This window comes from Deinococcus sp. JMULE3 (assembly GCF_013337115.1).
Classification (GTDB): Bacteria; Deinococcota; Deinococci; order Deinococcales; family Deinococcaceae; genus Deinococcus.
On the sequence record NZ_SGWE01000004.1, the window covers coordinates 594,467 to 615,985 of the forward strand.

General features: G+C 69.8%; 13 protein-coding genes, 2 pseudogenes and 1 riboswitch. Of the genes and pseudogenes, 6 read left to right on the plus strand and 9 right to left on the minus strand.

What is annotated here, in order from left to right; all coding sequences use genetic code 11:
• Positions 1 to 43: 43 nt before the first annotated feature.
• The gene (locus tag EXW95_RS05680; protein WP_174366648.1) at positions 44 to 2,056 is read right to left on the minus strand and encodes an elongation factor G; all 2,013 of its coding nucleotides are present in this window, start codon (positions 2,054 to 2,056) and stop codon (positions 44 to 46) included.
• Between the two features lie 152 nt (positions 2,057 to 2,208).
• Positions 2,209 to 2,308: riboswitch (TPP riboswitch) on the plus strand.
• Positions 2,309 to 2,359: 51 nt separating this feature from the next.
• Between EXW95_RS05680 and EXW95_RS05685 the strand changes: the two genes are divergently transcribed.
• From EXW95_RS05685 to EXW95_RS05700, 4 genes and pseudogenes are all read left to right on the plus strand, one after another.
• On the plus strand, positions 2,360 to 3,409 hold the full coding sequence (locus EXW95_RS05685; RefSeq protein WP_174366649.1) for a thiamine ABC transporter substrate-binding protein: 1,050 nt from the start codon (positions 2,360 to 2,362) through the stop codon (positions 3,407 to 3,409).
• 393 nt (positions 3,410 to 3,802) lie between these two features.
• Positions 3,803 to 5,350: an iron ABC transporter permease gene (locus EXW95_RS05690; protein WP_174366650.1), complete on the plus strand. Its 1,548-nt coding sequence runs from the start codon at positions 3,803 to 3,805 to the stop codon at positions 5,348 to 5,350.
• 1 nt (position 5,351) lies between these two features.
• Positions 5,352 to 6,339: pseudogene (locus EXW95_RS05695) on the plus strand (ABC transporter ATP-binding protein).
• A gap of 66 nt (positions 6,340 to 6,405) precedes the next feature.
• The gene (locus EXW95_RS05700) at positions 6,406 to 6,978 is read left to right on the plus strand and encodes a thiamine diphosphokinase (protein WP_174366651.1); all 573 of its coding nucleotides are present in this window, start codon (positions 6,406 to 6,408) and stop codon (positions 6,976 to 6,978) included.
• A gap of 215 nt (positions 6,979 to 7,193) precedes the next feature.
• Here the strand turns inward: EXW95_RS05700 and EXW95_RS05705 are convergent, their stop codons facing one another.
• Entirely contained in the window at positions 7,194 to 8,567 is a 1,374-nt protein-coding gene (locus tag EXW95_RS05705) for an alpha/beta hydrolase (protein ID WP_174366652.1), read from the minus strand.
• 162 nt (positions 8,568 to 8,729) lie between these two features.
• Between EXW95_RS05705 and EXW95_RS05710 the strand changes: the two genes are divergently transcribed.
• Positions 8,730 to 9,338 carry a hypothetical protein gene (locus EXW95_RS05710; protein ID WP_371809930.1) on the plus strand — a complete coding sequence of 203 codons (609 nt, stop codon included), beginning with the start codon at positions 8,730 to 8,732 and terminating at the stop codon, positions 9,336 to 9,338.
• 215 nt (positions 9,339 to 9,553) lie between these two features.
• Here EXW95_RS05710 and yvcK read toward each other — a convergent pair whose 3' ends face one another.
• The 7 genes from yvcK to rpe form a co-directional block, all read right to left on the minus strand.
• The gene (gene yvcK, locus EXW95_RS05715; protein ID WP_371809931.1) at positions 9,554 to 10,918 is read right to left on the minus strand and encodes a uridine diphosphate-N-acetylglucosamine-binding protein YvcK; all 1,365 of its coding nucleotides are present in this window, start codon (positions 10,916 to 10,918) and stop codon (positions 9,554 to 9,556) included.
• Positions 10,911 to 11,750 carry an RNase adapter RapZ gene (gene rapZ / locus EXW95_RS05720; RefSeq protein WP_174366654.1) on the minus strand — a complete coding sequence of 280 codons (840 nt, stop codon included), beginning with the start codon at positions 11,748 to 11,750 and terminating at the stop codon, positions 10,911 to 10,913. The genes yvcK and rapZ overlap by 8 nt, the downstream gene beginning before the upstream one ends.
• A gap of 119 nt (positions 11,751 to 11,869) precedes the next feature.
• Positions 11,870 to 13,882, minus strand: coding sequence for a methionine--tRNA ligase (gene metG / locus EXW95_RS05725; protein WP_174366655.1), 2,013 nt, complete (start codon positions 13,880 to 13,882; stop codon positions 11,870 to 11,872).
• Between the two features lie 740 nt (positions 13,883 to 14,622).
• Positions 14,623 to 15,852 (minus strand): carboxynorspermidine decarboxylase, encoded by a 1,230-nt coding sequence (gene nspC / locus EXW95_RS05730; protein ID WP_174366656.1) that lies wholly within the window; start codon positions 15,850 to 15,852, stop codon positions 14,623 to 14,625.
• 47 nt (positions 15,853 to 15,899) lie between these two features.
• Complete coding sequence (locus tag EXW95_RS05735) at positions 15,900 to 17,669, minus strand: sel1 repeat family protein (RefSeq protein ID WP_174366657.1); 1,770 nt, start codon at positions 17,667 to 17,669, stop codon at positions 15,900 to 15,902.
• Between the two features lie 93 nt (positions 17,670 to 17,762).
• Positions 17,763 to 18,482 (minus strand): 2-phosphosulfolactate phosphatase, encoded by a 720-nt coding sequence (locus EXW95_RS05740; RefSeq protein ID WP_174366658.1) that lies wholly within the window; start codon positions 18,480 to 18,482, stop codon positions 17,763 to 17,765.
• A 1-nt stretch (position 18,483) separates the two neighbouring features.
• On the minus strand, positions 18,484 to 19,158 hold the full coding sequence (rpe, locus tag EXW95_RS05745) for a ribulose-phosphate 3-epimerase (RefSeq protein WP_371809932.1): 675 nt from the start codon (positions 19,156 to 19,158) through the stop codon (positions 18,484 to 18,486).
• 197 nt (positions 19,159 to 19,355) lie between these two features.
• On the opposite strand from rpe, the pseudogene scpA reads away from it, so the two are divergent.
• Positions 19,356 to 21,484, plus strand: a pseudogene (gene scpA / locus EXW95_RS05750) (methylmalonyl-CoA mutase).
• The last annotated feature ends 35 nt before the right edge of the window (positions 21,485 to 21,519 follow it).

A 21,519-nucleotide genomic window follows, 5' to 3' on the forward strand; every position in this document is an offset into this window, starting at 1 on the left:
GGTGGGGGCCGCGCGACGACCTGCCCGGTTCACGCGGCCCGGTTCACGCTCCGGCCAGTTCCCCCTGCCGCGCCTCGATGATCTTCCTGGCGAGGTGGTCAGGGACGGGCTGGTACCCGTGGGGTTTGACGCTGAACGCGCCGCGGTCGCCGGTCAGGGAGCGCAGGTCGGCGCTGTACGTCTGGAGTTCCGCCTGGGGGACGAGGGCGGTGACGGTGATGACGGTCCCTTCGGGGTCCATGCCCTGCACGCGGGCGCGGCGGGTCTGGAGGTCGCTGATCAGGTCCCCGGTGAACGAGGCGGGGGCGCGGACGCGCAGCTGCATGACGGGTTCCAGCAGGCCGGGGCGGGCGTTCGCCACGGCGTTTTTCAGGGCGAGGCTTCCGGCGGTGCGGAAGGCGATATCGCTGCTGTCCACGTCGTGGTAGCTGCCGTCCAGCACGGTGACGTGGACGTCCTGCATGGGGTACCCGGCGAGTGCGCCGCGCTGCATGGCGTCCTGCACGCCCTTCTCGATGCTGGGGATGTACTTGCCGGGGATGGCGCCGCCGACGACGGCAGACCGGAACGCGAAGCCTGGGCCGGGTTCGATGCGGACTCTGCAGTCACCGTACTGGCCGTGCCCGCCGCTCTGTTTCCGGTGTTTGCCCTGCGCCTCGGCGGGGGCGTGGATGGTCTCGCGGTAGGGGATGCGGGGCGGGGTGGTGGTCACGGTGACGCCCTGCGCGGCCAGCTTCTCCACGGCGATGCCCAGGTGCATGTCGCCCATGCCGGACAGCAGCTGCTCGCCCGTCTGGGGTTCGCGGGCGTAGTGCAGGGTAGGGTCCTCCTCACGCAGCTTCGCGAGGGCCGCGCCGAGTTTGTCCTCGTCCTGGCGGGTGGCGGGGTGAATGGCGACGGTGTGGACCGGTTCGGGCAGCCACAGCGGGTCGTACGTGATGGGCCGGGCGGGGTCGGCGAGGGTGTCCCCGGCGTGCAGGTCCGGGAGTTTCGTCAGGACGCCGATGCTCCCGGCGGGCAGTTCGGGCACCTCGGTGAGGTCCTTGCCGTTCGGGACGTACAGGTGCATGGGGCGCACGTCCAGGTCCTGCGAGGTGTTGCGCAGCGTGTCGCCGGGCCGCAGCGTGCCGCTCCAGACGCGGATGTACGCGACCTTGCCCACGAACGGGTCGATGGACACCCGCCACACCCGCGCGCTCAGCGGGGCGTCCGGGGTGGGCTCGCGGGTCTGGCCGTCCACGCCGGTCAGCGGGCCGCGTTCGCGGGCGCTGCGCAGCCCCGTGACCATCAGGTGCAGCAGCGCGTCCAGGCCCACACCGCTGAGGGCACTGACGGGCAGCACCGGGTAGAGGGTGCCCGCGTGGACGGCCCGCAGGTACGCCGCCTCCAGCTCGTCGTCCCCGATGGGTTCGCCCTCCAGGTAGCGGCCCATCAGGTCGTCGTCCGTCTCGACGATGGCGTCCAGCAGCGCGTCCCGCGCCTCGCGCAGCGCGCCGCTCAGGGCGGGCGGGAGGTCCTGCGGGGGGCTGACCTCGCCCGTCAGGACGTTCACCACGCCCCGGAAGTCCGGCCCCTCCCCCACCGGCAGGAACGCCGCCGCGACCGGCCCCTTCAGGCTGGCCCGCACGTCCGCGAGCACCGTGAAGAAGTCCGCCCGGTCCCGGTCCATCCTGTTCACCACCACCACGCGCGGCATGCCGAAGCGGTCGGCGGTCGCCCAGGCGCGCTCGGTGCCGACCTCCACGCCGCCCACCGCGCTGACGAGCACCAGCACGCTGTCCGCCGCGCGAATCCCGCCCCGGATCTCCCGCACGAAGTCCGCGAAGCCCGGCGTGTCCAGCACCGTCACGTCCGTGCCCTCGTGGGTCAGGCGCAGCACCCCGGTCTGGATCGAGAAGCCGTGCGCCTTCTCGGCGTCCGTGTGGTCGCTGCGGGTCGTGCCGTCCTCCACGCGGCCCATGCGCGAAATGACCCCGCTGCGGTGCAGCAGGGCCTCGGCCAGTGTCGTCTTCCCGGTGCCGCTGTGCGCGGCCAGACTCACGATGCGGTGAGGCACGAAAGATCACCATTCCTTTCCCGAACATCCCCTCGGGACGGGCGGCAGCGACCGGCGAACGCACGCGGACAACAGAAATTGTGGTGCCGCCAGTGTACACCCGGTCAGCCCTCCACCTGCGCCCCGGTTGCCCGCGTGCGCTATCCTCGTGCGTGCGTCACCGGGGGTGCCTGCCGAAAGCGGCGGGCTGAGACTTACCCCAGGAACCTGATCCGGGTCATTCCGGCGGAGGGAGCGTGACCGGCCGCCCACACCCGTGGCGCAGGCCCACCGCTTCCCCTCGTGACGCGAGGGGACTTTCTAATGCGTACCAACCTGACTGTACTTGCCGCACTTGCCATTGCCAGCGCCGCCAGCGCCCAGACCACCGCAGCACCGACCACCCTGACGGTCATCACGCACGACTCCTTCGACGTGGACAAGAAACTCATCGCCGCGTTCGAAACGCAGAACAGGGCCAAGGTGCGCTTCATCAAGGGTGGCGACGCCGGGGAACTCCTGAACCGCCTGATCCTCACCCGCCGCGCCCCCATCGCCGACGTCGTGTACGGCCTGGACAACAGCCTGCTGCCCCGCGCCCGACAGGCGGGCATCCTCCAGCCGTACAAGAGCCCCCTGCTCTCCCGCGTGCCCGCCGCGTACCACCTGAGCGAAGACGGCCTGCTGAACACCGTCGACTACGGCTTCGTCGCCCTGAACTACGACCGCGCGTGGTTCGAGAAAAACAGCGTCCCGCTGCCCAAAAGCCTCGACGACCTGAAAACCCCCACCTACGCCAAACTGACCGTCGTGCAGAGCCCCGCCACGAGCAGCCCCGGCCTCGCGTTCCTCCTCGCCACCGTCAACCACTACGGCGAAACCGGCGCGTGGCAGTGGTGGCGCGCCGCCCGGCAGGGGGGCATGAAAGTCACGCGCGGCTGGAGCGACGCCTACTACAAGGACTTCACCCGCAACGGCGGCAAGTACCCCATCGTCCTGAGTTACGCCAGCAGCCCCGCCGCCGAAGTCTTCTACGCCGACGGCTTCAACCCCACCAAACTCCCCGCCCAGTCCCCCACCGGGAACCTCTTCCTGCCCGGCAGCACCTACACCCAGCTCGAAGGCGTCGGCATCCTGAAAGGCACCAAGCAGGCCGCCCTCGCCCGGAAATTCGTGGACTTCATGCTGAGCGCCCCCGTCCAGAGCGACATCCCCACCCGCATGTGGATCTACCCCGCCGTGAAAGGCACCCCCCTGAACCCCGTGTTCACCTTCGCGCAGGAACCCCAGCCCACCACCGTGAAAGCCGAGATCGCCGCCAACCCCCAGCGCCTCGTGGACGCGTGGGTGACGCAGGTGCTCCGCGCGAGGTGAGGGTTGTGGGGAGTGGGAAGTGGGCAGTGGGAACACAGGCTGCTTCGCAGCGGAAGGACACACGGCTGCTGCGCAGGACCCCTCAGTCAGCTGCGCTGACAGCTCCCCTTAGAGGGGAGCCTACAGACATGCTGTTGCCAAAGCTGAAAAAGTAGACCCCGCTGACATGCACCAAGCCTTCCTGCCCCTCTACCGTCATGGCCCACGAGCCGTCGTGCGCGAAGCGCGCGGGCCTTCGGCGGTTGCGAAGGATGGCGTCGAGGCCGGACACGTCACCGCCCATTCCAGATACGCCGCACCGAAAGAATCTCTTGCCGAGCGCAGCGACTGCTCCCCCGTCCCCCCTGGGGATGGGGGCTGGGGGGTGGGGCAGCCCGCCGCAGGCGCCCTCCAATGAACAGCACGAAACTCCAGGGCTGGCTCCTCGCCCTGCCAGGCCTGATCTTCGTGGCACTCTGCCTCGTCCTCCCCCTGGCCAGAACGCTGCGCGAGGGTGGCGTGACCCTGGATGTGTGGCGTGACCCGTACTTCCAGGGTCGCCTGGCGTGGACGCTGACGCAGGCGGGCGTGACGGCGGGCGTGGCGGCGCTGATCGGGGTGCCGCTGGCGTTTCTGCTGTCGCGGTTCGAGGTGCGTGGGAAGGGGTTGTTCCTGCGCCTGCTGCTGCTGCCGTTCGTGACGCCGACGCTGGTGGCGGTGCTGGGGCTGAGTGCGCTGCTGGGGCCGCAGGGGTGGGTGACGCGCCTGTCGGGGGTGGACCTGAGTGACACGCCGGTGCTGCTGGTGCTGGGGAACCTGTTCTTCAACGTGCCGGTGCTGGTGCGTCTGAGTTACGCGGGGTTCGCGCGGGTGCCGGGGAACGTGGTGGGCGCGGCGCGGTCGCTGGGGGCGCCCTGGTGGCGGGCGGCGCTGGGCGTGGCGTTGCCTCTAGCGTTGCCGGGGGTGCTGGCGGGGGTGGTGCTGGTGTTCCTGTACTCGGCGTTGAGTTTCGGCCTTCCGCTGGCGCTGGGCGGGGAACGGTTCGCGACGCTGGAGGTGGAGATCTACACCCTGACGGCGCTGCAACTGCGTCTGTCGGAGGCGAGTGCGTTGATCATGGGCCAGCTGGGGTTCACGCTGCTGGCGACGTGGGCTTACGTGGCGCTGTCGCGGGGTGGGGTGGGCGTGCCGCTGGGTAGCCTGCCGCGCGCGCGGGGCGGGGCGCGGGCCGCGCTGCTGGGGCTGGGTGGCGTGGTGACGCTCGTGTGCTTCGCGCCGCTGGTCGCGGTGGTGGTGCGGGGCGTGCTGGGCTCGTCGGGGTTCACGCTGGCGTACTGGCAGGGCGTGCTGGCGGACCCGGACACACCACTGCTGGTGTGGAACACGCTGCGCTTCGGGCTGATGGCCCTGGCGGGCGCCACGCTGCTGGGCGGCCTGTACGCGCTGGGCGCGTGGCGGGCCGGGTCGCGGGCGCTGGACCTGGTGTCGCTGATGCCGCTGATGGTCTCACCGGTCAGCCTCGCGGTCGGGTACCTGCTGGCGTACCCGGTGCTGGCCGCGACACTGCCGATGCTGATCGCGGCGTACACGCTACTGGCGTGGCCGCTGGTGGTGCGTTCGCTGCTGCCCGCGTTGCGCGCCATTCCACCCAAGCTGTTCGAGGCGGCGCGTTCACTGGGCGCCACGCGCGGCGCGGCATTCCGGTCCGTCACGGTGCCGCTGGCCTTCCCGGCGCTGCGGGGCGGCGGGGCGCTGGCCCTGGCGACCGTGCTGGGCGAGTTCGGCGCGACGCTGGTCCTCACGCGGCCCGAGTGGGCGACCCTCAGCACCGGCCTGTACGAACGGCTGGGCCGCCCCGGCGAACGCAACCTCGGCGAGGCCTGCGCACTGGCGACCGCGCTGCTCATCCTCGCCACGCTGGCCTTCACGCTGCTGGACGGCGGCGAGGGCGAGGTGACGTGAGATGCTGTCCCGCGTGACCGACCTTCCCCCTGCCCTGTCGCTGCGTGACATCCAGAAATCGTTTGGTGGGGTGGCGGCGGTGCGGGGTGTGTCGCTGGACGTGGCGGCGGGTGAGACGGTGGCGCTGCTGGGCCCGAGCGGGTGCGGGAAGAGTACGGTGCTGCGGGTGGTGGCGGGTCTGGAGCGGCCGGATGCGGGGTCGGTGGTGGTGGCGGGGCGGGATGTGACGGGCCTGCCGCCGGAGGCGCGTGGGGTGGGGTTGGTGTTTCAGGATTACGCGTTGTTTCCGCATCTGAGTGTGCTGGGGAACGTGGCGTACGGGCCGCGGGTGCGGGGCGCGGGGCGCGCGGCAGCGGAGGCGCGGGCGCGCGAGGCGCTGGCGCTGGTGGATCTGCCGGGGCTGGAGGCGCGGCGTCCGGCGCAGTTGTCGGGGGGGCAGGCGCAGCGGGTGGCGCTGGCGCGGGCGCTGGCGACAGGGGCGGGACTGCTGCTGCTGGATGAGCCGATGTCGAACCTGGATGAGCGGCTGCGCGCGGAGTTGCGCGCGGGGTTGCGGTCCCTGTTCGCGCGGGTGGGGGGCGGGGGTGCTGCTGGTGACGCATGATCAGCGGGAGGCGCGGGCGCTCTCTGCCCGCGTGGCGGTCATGCGGGCGGGTGAGCTGGTGCAGGTGGGGGCCACCGAGGAGGTGTTCGCGCGGCCCGCGACGGCGTGGGTGGCGGCGTTCCTGGGCGAGTCGAACCTCCTGCCGGACGGGCCGGGCTGGGTGCGGTTCGTGCCGGAAGAGGCGCTGCGACCCGGTGTGGGTGACCGTTGGCCGGTGACGGCGCGGCAGCCAGTGGAGGGAGGCGTGCAGGTGACGGTCGCGCACGCGTGGGGGCCGCTGTCCCTGACCCTGAGTGCGCGGGAGGCGGCGGCGCTGGACGGGGACCACCTGCGTCTGAGCGTGGACGAGTCGGGTGTGCGGCGCCTGCCGGAGGACCGGGCGTGATCGCGTGGGTGCTGGTGGGGGTCGGCTGGTGGATTCGCCGCTACTGGCGGCGCTGCCCGCCCGGACGTGGTGGTCGCGGCGGATGGTGGGGCGCGGCACGCGGCGCTGCTGGGCATGTGGGGCCTCGGCGTGCGGGTGGACGTGTGGGTGGGGGATTTCGACTCGTCGGCGGGCGTGTTCGTGGACGCCCCGCGTGAGGTGCATCCGGCGGCGAAGGACGAGACGGATGCGGAACTGGCGATCCGGGTGGCGCGCGAGCGGGGCGCGACGGAACTGGTGCTGCTGGGCGCGTTCGGCGGGCGCTTCGATCACACGCTGGCGCTGGCGCTGCTGTCCCTGCGCCTGACGGAGCTGGAGGGCCTGCGCGTGACCCTGACGAGCGGGGACGAGTGGGGCTGGCCGCTGACGCCTGCCTCTCCCCTGTCGCTGGAGGTGCCGCGCGGCGCGACGCTGAGTGTGCTGGCCGTGACCGACCTGCGGGGCCTGAGCCTGGGCGGGGTGCGCTGGCCGCTGGACAACGCCAATATCCCGCTGGGGAGCGGCTGGACGGTCAGCAACGAGACGCCGGGCGGGACCGTGACCGCCTCGCTGCGCGAGGGCCGCGCGCTGCTGACGGTGCTCCCCACCCTGCCCGAGTGACGAGAGGGGGGCACTCCGGCACGGAATGCCCCCTCTCTTCCCACTCCCTACTGCCTACAGCCCACAACCTTCTCCCCTCACAGCGGTTTCCAGTTCCATTGAAGGGCCAACGGCACGCCCTTCAACTCCACTTCCAACCGCTGATGTTGACGGCTTCTCGCTCTGCTCGGTTCAGAGGCATTGAGCAAATCCCTCAACACCTCTGAACACCGCTGTCAGTTCGCGGGGCAGGCGTCCACGCCGGGGCGGGTGCTGCGGGTGAAGGCGCAGCCGTAGTTGGGGTCGGCCAGCACGGCGGGGGTGGCGACGTCGTCCCCGGCGGGTTTCGCGCCGCCCGCCTCCCATTTCACGAGGTCGTTAAAGCCCTCGACGAGTTCCGGGCCGGTGAATTCGCAGTGTCCGGCGGCGCGGATGGCGCGCTGCACGAGGCGGTCGCCGTTCCCGGCGGCGTTCACGGCGGCGCGGTACAGCTGCTGGTGCTTGAAGGGCACGTAGAAGTCCCCGGTGGTGTGCAGGGTCAGGACGGGCACGCTGATCTCGCCGTTCACGCGGGGCAGGTAGCGCACCTTGCCGCTCAGGGCGGGGTTGGGGTCAGCGGCGGGCGTGACGCGCAGGATGCCCGCGTTGAAGGCCATCTCGGCGGGGGTGGGGGTCGCGCCGGTCGTCCAGCGGTAGGTGGTGCCCGCGTTGCCGTAGATGTTGCGCGGCAGGATGCCGGTGATGGTCCCGTCAGCGCCGCCGGTACCGAGGACCGCTTTCTGCCAGTACCCGAGGCGGAAGGCCAGGTCGAACACGGGTCGGGGGCCGCCGGTCAGGTTGCGGGCGATCTCGCGGAGTTTGGCGCCCTGGGTGGCGTTTTCCTGCCAGACGGGGTCGGTGGCGCTGCTGAACAGCGCGCCGATGATGTCGGGCAGCAGCGCCCGGTACGTGTCGGTGCCCTGCGGGAAGGTCTTGGGTCCCAGTCCGGCGAGCTGCGCGGCGGCCAGGGTGTAGTCGCCGAGCCACTGGAATTCGTACTCCTCGTCCATCACGCCGCAGACGGGCATGGCGGCGGCGTAGGTGGTCCTGTTCTTCGCGGCCTGCGCGGTTTCCTTCTCGACGGCGGCGCCCGCGACGTGCCCGCCCATGCTGACGCCCATGATCAGCGTCTTGGTGGGTTTCGCCCGGCCGGTCAGGGTGCTGAAGGCGTTGGCCAGGGCGTTGGTGTCCTCCACGCCGGCCTGCACGTCGTAGTAGTTGGCGCTGTAGGAACTGGCCGCCCAGGCGTACCCGAGGCTCAGCCAGTAGGCGCGCAGGGCGGGCGCCTGGACTTTCAGGTCGGGGCCGTCACCGGCGTACCCGTGGGCGTACATGATCAGCTGACCGTTCCAGGTGTCGGGCACCTCGATGGCGTACGCGGCGTCACCGTGCAGGCCGGGCCTGACGCCCTGGTAGATGCTCGCACCGGGCAGGGCGGTGAAGGTGGGCGTCACGGCCTTGAAGGTGCGGGTGTCGTGCGCGCGGGCGGTGGTGGGGGACGGCACGGACGCCGGGGTGCAGGCGGACAGGGCGAGGGCAGCAAGCAGACTGGCGGTCACGGAACGCTTCATGGGACTCCTTGGGCGCGGGCGCGCCGGGCTGAGCTGTAATGGTCTGCCCTGACTATAGCCCCGGGAACTCCTGGCGCGCCGCCCGCGTACAGAGCTGACATGAGATCAAGTGGCAGAGGATGGGGGTGCGGGTGTCTGGGCTGCGGTGGCGGCACGCTGCTGGTGCTAGCGCTGCTGGGCGGCCTGGCGTGGTTCCTGGTGATTCAGCCCGCGCGGGCGTTCCTGGCGGACTGGCAGACGCCCACCGCGCAGACCCAGAGTGGACCGGCGCAGGGTGGGCAGACTCAGGGTGGGGGGACGGTCACGCCGCCCGCCCCGACCGGGAACGTGAACGCGGCCCTGACGAAGGCAGACGTGCAGAAGTTCGTGCGGGTGCGCCGTGACGTGCGGCAGGCGATGGGTTCGTCGTTCACGGGCGTGCAGCAGGTGTGGACGGACATCCAGAACGGGCAGAACCCGAACCTGTTCCAGATGATGACGGTGCTGCGCGAGGTGGGCGGCAGTGTCGGCGCGGCCCGGCAGGCGCAGGTGGCCGCCCTGAACCGCGAGAACATGAGCGCCGAGCGCTACGCGGCGGTCCGTGCGGGCGTGAACCGGGCGCTGGGCGTGCCCAGCATCGACTTCTCGCAGGCGGCGCAGTCCCTGCAGAACGGGCAGGTGCCGGACCTGAACCGCGACGTGCAGACCGGCACCGCGCAGGAACGGGCGCTCGTGCAGCCCTTCCAGCGGGAACTGACCGACACGGTCGCGCTGGGCCTGCTGGGCCTGTAATACGGGATGAAATTGACTTGCTTCCAACGTGATTGCCTTCCGTTGTCCCCTCTCCCCCTGTGGGATGTGGGAGAGGGAGGGAGGAGCGAAGCGACGGAAGGGTGAGGGGGCCACTGGGCGACTCCGAATGTTTTGGAATCACTTGAATCCCGTATAACGGCAACAGCAGGAAGCGGGCGCCCTCCGCACGGGGCGCCCGCTTCCAGTTGCGACATTCAGACGGTCTGGTCGCGGCGGGGCGCGGCGTACAGCAGCGCCTGGGCCAGGGCGGCCGGGTCGTGGCGGGCCTGGCCGGGGTGCAGCAGGGGCAGGATCACGCTGCGGCCGCGCAGGTCGCGGCTGGCGCCGTTGAGGCTCAGCAGGTGGGCGCCCTCGGCGGCGTAGCGGGCGATCACGTCACGGGGCGGAACGGCGTTGTTCACCAGCACGCAGTCGGGCGTGCGGCCCAGGTGGTGGGCGATGGCCTGCACGTGCCCTTCGAGGGTCAGGTCGTCGGTCTCGCCGGGTTCGGTCATCAGGCTCGCCACGTAGATCAGCGGGGCGGGACTCTGCCGCAGGGCCTGCGCGACGGCGGGTACGAGCAGCGCGGGAATGATGCTGGTGTACAGGCTGCCGGGGCCCAGGACGATCTGGTCGGCGTCCCGGATGGCCTGCACGACCTCGGGCAGGGCGGGCAGGTCGGGTGGGTCCAGGGTCACGTGGTCGATACGGGACGGCGTGACGTGACCAGCGAACTGGCTCTCGCCGCGCACGGTACGGCCGTCTTTCAGGTGGGCGACCAGGGTGGGGGGCTGGGTGGCGGCGGGGTACACGCGGCCGCGGATGCGCAGCACCTCGTGGATGTCGAGCATGGCGTCGCTGAGGCTGCCTTCCTGTTCGCTCAGGGTGGCGAGCATCAGGTTCCCGAAGGTGTGGCCTTCCAGGCCGTCTCCGCGCGTGAAGCGGTGCAGGAGCAGGCGGGTCATGACGGGACTGTCGCTCAGGGCGGCGTAGCAGTCGGTCAGGTCGCCGGGGGCGATCATGTCCAGCGACTGCCGCAGTCGCCCGCTGCTGCCGCCGTCGTCGGCGACGGTGACGATGGCGGTGGTGTTCCCGGTGTGGACGCGCAGGCCGGTCAGGAGGTTGGACATGCCGGTTCCGCCGCCCAGGGTCACGATGCGCGGCCCGCGGGACAGGTGGCGGTTCTGGTACATGAGGTCCACGGCCTGTTCGGGGGCGGTGCCGGTGCCGCTGAGGACCGAGCGGTTGAGCATGACGATGCTCAGCAGGGCACCCAGCAGGGCCAGGGTCATCAGGACGATGCCGCCCACGTACAGCGGCATGACCTCGGGGCGGATCAGGGCGTTCACCCAGAGGATCCAGCGGGTGGCGGTGAAGTGCAGCGGGCCGGTCCAGGTGAAGTGCAGCACGCCGACCGCGCCGATCAGGGTGCAGATGACGAACAGCGCCAGCCAGCGTTTGACGCCCAGGCCGGGGGACATCCACATGCGGGCGCGCCGTCCGGCCAGCTGTCCACGTGCGAGCAGTTCGCGGCGGCGGGTTTCCGGTGGGGCGCGGTGCGGGAGTGGCGGGTCACTCATGGGGTTCTTTCATGTCGCGGTGATCCATGATGTCCACGTTCAGGTCCGCGAGGTCCTGCGAGAGACGGTGGGCGACGGCGACGCTGCGGTGCTGCCCGCCGGTGCAGCCGATCGCGACGGTGTACCCGTGGCGGCCCGTGGTGCGGGCGCGTTCGGCGGCGACCCGCACGAAGTCGCGCAGGTCGGCGTAGAACTGCTCGCTGGCCTCGCCCTGGAAGGCGTACGCGGCGACCTCGGGGTCCAGGCCGGTGCGGGGGCGCAGTTCCGGATCGTAGTACGGGTTGGGCAGGCTGCGCACGTCCAGCACGAGGTCCGCGTCGCGGGGCGGGGCGTGCTTGAACCCGAAGGACATCAGGCGCAGGTGGAAGTCGTGTTCCAGCCGGTAGACCCGCAGGACCTGCGCGGCGAGGTCCTTGGCGCTCAGGGCGGTCGTGTCGATCACGGTGTCCGCGATGGAGCGCAGCGGGGCGAGCAGTTCGCGTTCCCGCGCGAAGTCGAACATCAGGTTCTCGCCCAGCGGGTGTTCGCGGCGGGTGAAGTTGTAGCGTTTGAGCAGCACGTCGTCGTTCGCTTCGAGGAACAGGACGCGCAGGTCCTCGCGGCGGCGTGAGAGGCGCACGTAGCTGTCCTCCAGCGCGCCCATGAAGTCGCGGGTGCGGACGTCGGTGCTGATGGCCACGCGGGTCAGGCCGCGGGCGTGCACGAGGTCATGCATCGCGCCCCACAGTTCGGGCGGGAGGTTGTCCGTGATGAAGAACCCGGCGTCCTCCAGGGTTCGCAGGGCGGTGCTTTTTCCACTGCCGGACAGACCGGATACGACGACAAACGGCATGGGTGCAGTGTAGCCCGCGCCTGCGGGGCAGCCCGTGACGGGACCGTCATGCAACGTGAACGCCGCCCGGCGCGTGGGGCGCGGGCGGCGGTGCGGGGTCAGTCCGGGTCAGTGCCGGGTCAGCGGACCTTGGTGCCGCTGGGTAGGTCCAGACCCAGGCCCACGAGGTCCAGGTTGCCCTGGTCGTCCTCGGCGGCGAGGATCATGCCCTGCGACTGAATGCCGCGCAGCTTGGCGGGTTTCAGGTTGGCGACCAGGATGACCTTGCGGCCAACGAGCGCTTCGGGTTCGAACCACTTGCGGATGCCGCTGACGACGATGCGTTCCTCCTCACCGAGTTTCACGGTGAGTTTCAGGAGCTTGTCGGCCTTCGCGACGGCCTCGGCGGCGATGACTTGCGCGACGCGCAGGTCGATGCGGGCGAACTCGTCGATGCTGATCAGCGTCTCCGTGGCTTCGGGGGCGGCAGGGGCAGCGGCGGGCGTGGCGGGGGCGGTGGTTTCAGGAGCAGCGGGTTCGGGGGCAGTCTGGGTCATGGTTTTCTCTTTCTTGCCGGGCTTCGGAATGGGCGCGGCGGGGGTGGGGGTGTCTTTCGGTTCGGGTTTCGGGAAGAGGATCGCGCCGCCCTGCACGCGCGTCCCGGCGGGCGTGAGGCCCCACGCGGCCTGCAGGGCGTACGTGTGCCCGCCGAGGCCAAGCTGGGCGCGCAGTTCGCGGGCCTTGACGGGAATCACGGCTTCCAGGGCGACGCTGGCGACGCGCAGGCCCTCGGCGGCGGTGTACAGCACGGTGTCCAGGCGGCGCTGCGTCTCCTCGCTCTTGGCGAGGGTCCACGGGGCACTCTCGGCGATGTAGCGGTTCAGGTCACGCACGAAGTTCATGGCGGCCTCGATCGCCATGTTGATCTTCAGGTCGTCCACCAGGCCCAGGATCTGTCCGGGCAGGGCCAGCGCCGCCGATTCGATCTCGCGGTCACGGTCGCTGGGTTCGGCGGCGGCGGGAATGACGCCCGCGCGGTACTTCTGGATCATGCTGACGGTGCGCGACAGCAGGTTGCCCAGGTCGTTGGCGAGGTCGCTGTTCAGGCGGTTCACCAGGATGCCCTCGCCGTAGGGGCTGTCGGCGCTCAGGGTCGCCTCGCGCAGCAGGGTGTAGCGGATCGCGTCGACCGGGTACGCGCCCACGAGCGCTTCGGGGTCGATGGCGTTCCCGAGGCTCTTGCCCATCTTGCGGCCGTCCTCCGCGAGGATGTGGCTGTGCACCACGAGGCGGCGGTAGGGGGGCAGCCCGGCGGCCTTGAGCATGGTCGGCCAGAACACCGCGTGCGGCTTGAGGATGTCCTTGCCGATCACGTGCCACGCGGTGCCGATCACGTCGGGCCTGGCACCCTTGCTGACGGGGGCGGAGACGTAGTTCAGCAGCGCGTCGAACCACACGTACGTGACGTGGTCCGGGTCCCAGGGCAGCTCGATGCCCCACGGGACGCGGCTCTTGGGCCGGGAGATGCTCAGCGGCCCGATGGGTTCACGCAGCATCTCGATGACCTCGTTGCGGTACCCGGCGGGCTGGATGAAGTCCGGGTTCGCCTGGATGTGCTCCAGCAGCCACGCCTGGTACTTCTCCATGCGGAAGAAGTAGTTCGCCTCGCGGCGCAGTTCGGGAGGGTCCTTGTCACCGGGGTAGCGGCGCACGCCGTCAGGCCCCTCGACGAGTTCCTTCTCGGTGACGTAGCGCTCGGCGCCGACCGAGTACAGGCCCTCGTACTCGTCGAAGTAGATGTCCCCGGCGTCGTACACGCGCTGCAGGACGTCCTGCACGAAACGCTTGTGGCGCCCCTCGGTGGTGCGGACGAAGTCGTCGTAGCTGATTTCCAGGCGGTCCCACAGGCCCTTGAAGGCGCGCGTGGCGAGGTCGTCCACGAACACCTGCGGGGTCTGACCGGCCTTCGCGGCAGCCTTGGCGATCTTCTCGCCGTGCTCGTCCGTGCCGGTCAGGAAGAACACGTCCCGCCCGGCGAGGCGCTGGTAGCGGGCGATGGCGTCGGTGAGGATCTTCTCGTAGACGTGCCCGATGTGGGGCGCGCCGTTGGCGTAGTCGATGGCGGTCGTGATGAAAAACGGGTCTTGGCTCATGGGCGTCCTTCCTTCCCCGCAGCGCGGTGGGCCGCGCCGGGGGCAACCTGTTCAGGATACGGGCTGCGGGCGGGGGCGTGAAATGGCGGGCGGGGCGTCCCGGCCTGATCGGAAACGCCCCGCGCGGTCGCTGCTCGTTCCTCAGCGCCGGGGGGACATTCGCATCATCGGGCGGGCCGTCATGCCGCCCAGTGTACCGTCCGTCCCGCGCAGCGACCATCCGCTGTCTGGCGCAGCCGAGCCCAGGCACACAGACAGCACGCGCGCAGACACCCCGCGCCCCCGACCGGCCGCACCTGAAGGTCGATGAGGGCCGAAAGCGCCTCCATGAGGGCGCCCTTCAGTGGCGGGTCAGCTGCGGCCCATACCCTCAGGGCACCTCGCAAGAGGCCAGGATCAGCCGAACACTGCCGGAGGGACACACCGCACGCCCCCGGCCCACCCCTCCCCCCGCAGGCAACGCCGCACCGTGCGCGGCCACCACGCGGGGTCAGAATCGGCACCTCCGCCCACCGGCAGAGGCACACCCTCTCAACGAAATCCTCGTTTTCCAGCACACGGGCCGCCCCCACGCGCAGAGGGAGCGGCCCACAACGCTGCCCTCACAGCGGTTTCCAGTTCCACCCCAGGGCCAACGGCACGCCCCTGGGCTCCACTTCCAACCGCTGTCGTTCACGGCTGCTCGCTCGGCTCGTTTCAGAGGCGTTGAGGGATTTCCTCAACGCCTCTGAAAACCGCTGTCAGCTGAGCTTCGCGCGGAACTCCTCGTAGCCGAACGACTTCACGCGGTCGTACGAGCCGTCCAGACGCAGGATGCCAATATCCGGGTGCTTCACACCGTTGAAGAACGTCGTCTTCACCATCGTGTAGTGGATCATGTCGTCAAACACCACGCGGTCCCCGACGTTCAGCGCCCGGTCGAACACGTACTCCCCGACCACGTCCCCCGCGAGGCAGGTCGTCCCGCCGATGATGTACGGATGGCCGCCCGCGCCCTCGGTCGTCTCACGGTGATGATCCAGCTCGGGCGGGTCGCCCGCCCCCAGGATGCGGGGCCGGTAGGGCATCTCCAGCACGTCCGGCATGTGCGCCGACACGCTGATATCCAGCAGCAGGGCGTCCTTCACGTTATGCACGACGTCCAGCACGCTGCTGACCAGCCACCCGGTCTGCCAGCCGAACGCACTGCCGGGCTCCAGGATCACGTGCACGCCCCACTTCTCGCGGAAGGCGCGCACCACGCGGATCAGGCGCGGGACGTCGTACCCTTCGCGGGTCATCAGGTGTCCACCGCCGAAGTTCACCCACTTCACGCGTGAGAGCACGTCCCCGAAGTTGCGTTCCAGCACCTCCAGCGTCCGCTCCAGCGTGTCGCTGTCCTTCTCGCACAGCGTGTGGAAATGCAGGCCGTCCACGCCGTCCATCAGGTCCATCCGGAACTCGCGGCGCGTCACACCCAGCCGGGAGAACGGCCCCGCCGGGTTGTACAGGTCCGTTTCCACCTCGGCGTACTCGGGGTTCACGCGGATACCCACGTGCACCGTCCGGCCCGCCGCCCGCGCGGCCTCCACCTGCGGCTTAAAGCGCTCCCACTGCCGGAACGAGTTGAACACCAGATGATCCGCCAGCGCCAGGATGCGTGGGAAGTCCTCGTCGCTGTACGCCGGGGCGTACACGTGCACCTCGCCGCCCATCTCCTCCTTGGCGAGGATCGTCTCGTTCAGGCTGCTGGCCGTCGCGCCGGTGATCCCGTACTCGCGCAGCATCGGGAACGCCGACCACATCGAGAAGCCCTTGAACGCCACGATGATCTGCGCGCCACTCTCCCGCTGCACGTACGAGATCAACTCCAGGTTCCGGCGCAGGCGCGACTCGTCCAGCACGAACGCCGGACTGGGAATGGCCGCCCAGTCCACCGACTCGGTCGAGGTCACGGGGCTCAGGTGAAGGTCCACGGGTAAAGCAGTCACGCCCCACAGCGTAACGGCTGACGCGCGAAGAAAGAGTCAGCGGGGATTCAGGGGGACTTGGGAGTCACCGGCTCAAAGTGGACGCCGTCCTTCTCGAAGACCGGCTGGAGTTCCCCGGCCGCCACCCGCTCCATCAACCGCTGGTGCTCGGCGCTTTCCGCACGCTGCGACCTCAATGTGCGCGGATCGAACGACCCGTCTCCCAGGTGGTCGAACACCCGGAACAGCACGAGGATCAGCAGAACACCCAGGTACCAGTATCCCCGGAAGCTGTGGCGTTCGGACTCAGTCGACAAACTAAACCGGTCTGGACGAACAGTTCGCACGTTGAGCCGCTGCGCGCGGCCTTCCTGCCACTGATGCTCGTCCATGGCCTCAAGGATTTTCCGTGACGGGGCGTGGTCGGTCAGGGCGGCGCGTTGCAGGAGGTAACGGGCATAGTCCAGGCTGGCCTGGATGGGTTGCGTATCGACTGGACGCAGCACGCCGTCGTCTCCCAGTTCGACGTTCCCAGCCCTCAACTGCCGCGCCAGCTCAAAGCGGGCCTTGTTGTTGCCGCTGTCCGCCGCGCGGTGCAGGTACCGGAACTGTTGCCGGGCATCCAGCCCGAACTGCGTTTGGTACGTGTCGAAGTCGCTGTACACGCGCCAGCTCATGTCCCCACTGAGAAGATCGGCAGCCTTGAGAATGTCTTCGCGCTTCTGTGGTGTGTCCTTCAACGCTTCACGGAACGTCGACTCGTGAAATTCCACCAGCAGTTCGGCGGCCTCGGTATGTCCCTGATCGCGGGCCTGCCGCAGGAGAGGACGGGCGTCCGGCAGGTCCCACTTTGGATGTTGAATCTGAAATTCACCCAGCATGATCGCCGAGTCAATGTCACCACTCTGTGCGGCTCGGGTGAGCAGCTCGGCCAGGCGGGAGGTCTCCGGAACGATCCAGTCCCGCGCCTGGGACAGCGCCCACCCGAACATGCGACCGGGTTTGGCGTGCTCCTGCAGTGCGGCGTCCAGGTAACGCTGCAGGGCAGCAAGACGCGCTTCACTGCTGCCCCGCACTCTGGTCAGGGCAATGAACAGCTGCTCGGCTTCCAGGGGGTGGAGTTCGGCTGCGATGCGGGCGCGTTCCACCGCAACTGACGGTTCGTCCGCGAACGCCAGGGCGTGATGCGACACGCGACTGTGGAACTCGGCCCAGAGGCGCTGTACGTCGGTTTGACTGAGCAGTCCGGCGTCCTGCTGCTGGCGCACGAAGGTGAGCATGTGTTCCTCGCTGCCGCCCCACTCGGTACGCAGGTGCAGCAGCATGACGCGGCGCAGGGCGAGGGTGCCCGGGTTGTCCTGAACGGCGCGCGTGAACCAGTCCGGGTACTGCTGCGTCTGCACGTCGTTCAGGCACAACTGGCAGCCGCGCGCGTTGCTGGCCAGTCCGGTGACGTTCCAGGCGGCCAGGGGGTTGGCGGTGAGGGTGGCAGCGTGGCGGGAGCACCCGTCTGCCTGCGTCAGGAAGTGGTCCATCGCGCGCCAGCCCTGGTCGCTGACGTGGTTGGATGTGCCCTGCCCGCGCGCTTCCCAGCCTCGTCCCAGGAACCAGCCCGCCAGCGCAACGTGCGGGGCGTACGTGCTGGGGTAAATCTCAGTCCACTTCTGGAAGCCTTCTCCCAGGGTCAGGTCGGAGGTCTGGAAGGCAGTGAAGGCCCGTAGCAGGTCGCCTTCACTGATCTGCCCGGCTTCGTACTGCGCCTGCAGGTCGGTGAGGTGGGCGTGCAGGGGTTCGATGTCGCCGGTGCGGAGGAGGTTCAGAAGGGTCGGGCCGTTCATGCAACCTTCATGCTAGCGAATCGCTTCTGGCCAGGCGGACGAAACCGCCCGCCGTGCCGGGGGGGCAGGCGGGCGGGAATGGGTGGACTCACCTCACCCGGCGGTGAATCTCAGGGTGCCTTCAGGGGCGTCACCGGGGTCCAGAGTGGGCACGATCGTGCTGGTGCTCAGTCCGGCGGCGCACCGGACATCCTCGCCCAGGCCGAGGCGCATGAGGTGCTGGCCGTGTCCGCTGCTGCCCAGGGCTTCCAGGGGGTTGCCACTGTTGCGGCGCACCGTCAGGGCGATGCGGGCGCCGTCGTCGATGCTGAATTCACCCATGGCGAGCAGGTACTCGGCGAGGACCCCGGCGGCGTAGACGTCTTCCAGGCCGACGTGTTCGTCGGTGCCGGCGCAGACGATGGCGATTTCCTCGGTGGCGGCGGCGCGGGCGCGGCGGGCGGCGGCGTGCGCGTTGGTCAGCGCGGCGAGGAAGATGTGCTTACCGGTCTGCGCGGCGGTGTGGGCGGCGCCGGTGCCGTTGGTGGTGTTCATGACGACCGTCCTGCCGGTGAAGTTCTGCCCGGCGGCCTCGACGGGGCTGTTGCCGAAGTCGAAGCCGGGGATGGGCAGGCCGCCGCGTTCCCCGCCGAGCACGTAGGGGCTGCCTTCGGTGCGGAGGTTCAGGGCGACCTCCGGCGTGGCGGTCAGGAGCAGGGCGTCGGCGCCGCGTTCGAGGTACGTGACGGCGGTGGTGGTGGCGCGCAGCACGTCGATGATGACCACGACGTCCGGGTAGTTGCCGTGTGGGAGGAGGTCGACCCGCAGGCGCATGTTATTTCAGGGCCTCGCGGAGGCGTTCCAGTCCGGCCTGCGCGCCGTCCTTGCCGAACACGGCGCTTCCGGCGACGAGGTTGCTGGCTCCGGCGGCGACGACGGCGCGGGCGTTGGTGGCGCTGACGCCGCCGTCGACCTGCAGTTCGGCGGGGCTGCCGATCTCGTCGAGCCAGCGGCGGACGGTGCGGATGCGTTCAAGGCTGTGCGGGATGAACTTCTGCCCGCCGAAGCCGGGGTTGACGCTCATGATCAGGACGAGGTCCACGTCGGCCAGGACGGGTCGCAGGGTTTCCAGGGGCGTGCCGGGGTTCAGGGTGACGCCTGCCTTCTTGCCCAGTTCCTTGATCTGCTGCACGGCGCGGTGGATGTGGGGGGTGCTCTCGACGTGGACGGTCAGGCTGTCGGCTCCGGCGTCGGCGAAGTCACGCAGGTACCGTTCGGGCCGGTCGATCATCAGGTGAACGTCCATGAACAGGCTGCTGGCGGCACGGGCGGCGGCCAGGATGGGCAGTCCGAAGCTGATGTTCGGGACGAACTGGCCGTCCATGACGTCCACGTGCGCCCAGTCGGCGCTGTCGATGGCGCGGAGTTCTTCGCCCAGGCGGGCGAAATCGCTGGCGAGGATGCTCGGCGCGAGCTTCACGCGCCTCGCTTCGGGGGTGTCGGGGGTCACGGGCAGAAGCTTAGCATCCCCCACAGTCCCGTTTCACGGGGGGCGAAGCGGGAGCAGTGTTTTCTCACTGAAACAGAATGATGCGGTGTGCGGCTGTTCCACACAGCGGGACAGGCTTCGGGAGCCGGGACCGAACGGGCGTTTGGTGCAGGTGCGGGGTGGGTGGCATGATGGCGGCAGCACACGGAGGAACACACATGCCCGACCTGAGTGCCTGGAAAGCCCAGGCCAGCAAGGACCTGAAAGGCGCCGACCCGGCGCGCCTGAACCGCGAGACGCCCGAGGGCATCACCCTCCAGGCCCTGTACACCGCAGACGACACCCGGGACGTGGACACGGCCTCACTGCCGGGCCTGCCGCCCTTCACGCGCGGGCCGCGCGCCACCATGTACGCCGCGCGCCCCTGGACGATCCGCCAGTACGCGGGCTTCAGTACCGCCGAGGAGTCGAACGCCTTCTACCGACGCAACCTCGCGGCCGGGCAGAAGGGCCTTTCGGTCGCGTTCGATCTCGCCACGCACCGCGGGTACGACAGCGACCACCCGCGCGTGGTGGGCGACGTGGGCAAGGCAGGGGTCGCCATCGACAGCGTCGAGGACATGAAGATCCTCTTCGACGGCATCCCCCTGTCCGAGATGTCGGTGTCGATGACCATGAACGGCGCGGTCCTGCCGATCCTGGCGGGGTACATCGTGGCGGGCCTGGAGCAGGGCGCGACCCTCGATCAGCTGTCCGGGACCATCCAGAACGACATCCTCAAAGAGTTCATGGTGCGCAACACGTACATCTACCCCCCGGCGCCCAGCATGCGGATCATCGCGGACATCATCGAGTTCACGGCGCAGCAGATGCCACGCTTCAACTCGATTTCCATTTCCGGGTACCACATCCAGGAGGCCGGGGCGAACGCCGCGCTGGAACTCGCGTACACCCTCGCGGACGGACTGGAGTACGTGAAGGCCGCGCTCGGGAAGGGCCTGCACATCGACGAGTTCGCGCCGCGCCTGAGCTTCTTCTTCGGGATCGGCATGAACTTCTACATGGAGGTCGCCAAGCTCCGCGCCGCCCGCCTGCTCTGGAGCGAACTCATGGCGCCCTTCGAACCGAGGAATCCCATGAGCCGCGCGCTGCGCACCCACTGCCAGACGAGCGGCTGGAGCCTCACCGAGCAGGACCCGTACAACAACGTCATCCGCACGACCGTCGAGGCGATGGCGGCCGTGTTCGGCGGCACGCAGAGCCTGCACACGAACTCCTTCGACGAGGCCATCGGCCTCCCCACCGACTTCAGCGCCCGTATCGCGCGGAACACCCAGCTGGTGATTCAGGAGGAGACCGGCATCCCGCACGTCGTGGACCCCTGGGCGGCAGTTTCATGATGGAACGCCTCACCCACGACCTCGCGGAGAAGGCGCGGGAACTGATGCGCGAGGTCGAGGAACTGGGCGGCATGGCGAAGGCCATCGAGAGCGGCGTGCCGAAACTGCGCATCGAGGAGTCCGCCGCGCGCAAACAGGCCCGCATCGACCGGGGCGAGGACGTCATCGTCGGCGTGAACAAGTACCGCCCCACGCAGGACACCCCGGTGGACGTGCTGGACATCGACAACGCCGCCGTCCGGGACGCGCAGATCGCCCGCCTGAACCACGTGCGGGAAACGCGCGACCCGCAGGCCGTGCAGGCCGCCCTGACTGCGCTGGAACACGCCGCCCGCAGCGGCACAGGCAACCTGCTGGCCCTGAGCGTGACCGCCATGCAGGCCCGCTGCACCGTCGGCGAGGTCAGCGACGCCCTGGAACGCGCCTGGGGCCGCCACGCCGCCGAGATCCGCACCCTGTCGGGCGTGTACGCCGCCGGGTACGACGGCGACGAGGGCTTCGCATCCCTCCAGGGCGAAATCGAGGCCTTCGCCGAGGCCGAGGGCCGCCGCCCCCGCATCCTCGTCGTGAAGATGGGCCAGGACGGCCACGACCGCGGCGCGAAAGTCATCGCCACCGGCTTTGCCGACCTGGGCTTCGACGTGGACGTCGGCCCCCTCTTCCAGACGCCCGACGAGGCCGCGCGGCAGGCCATCGAGAACGACGTGCACGTCGTCGGCGTGAGCAGTCAGGCCGCCGGGCACAAGACCCTCGTGCCCCAACTGATCGCCGCGCTGCGTGAACAGGGCGCGGGGGACATCCTCGTCGTCGTGGGTGGCGTGATCCCGCAACAGGACTACCCCGCGCTGCGCGAGGCAGGCGCGGCGGGCATCTTCGGCCCCGGCACCCCCATCCTCAACAGCGCCCGCGAAGTGCTGAACCTCCTGCGGACCCGCGAACAGGCGTGAGCACACCCCAGCCCAGCCCGCAGATCCCGGCCCCC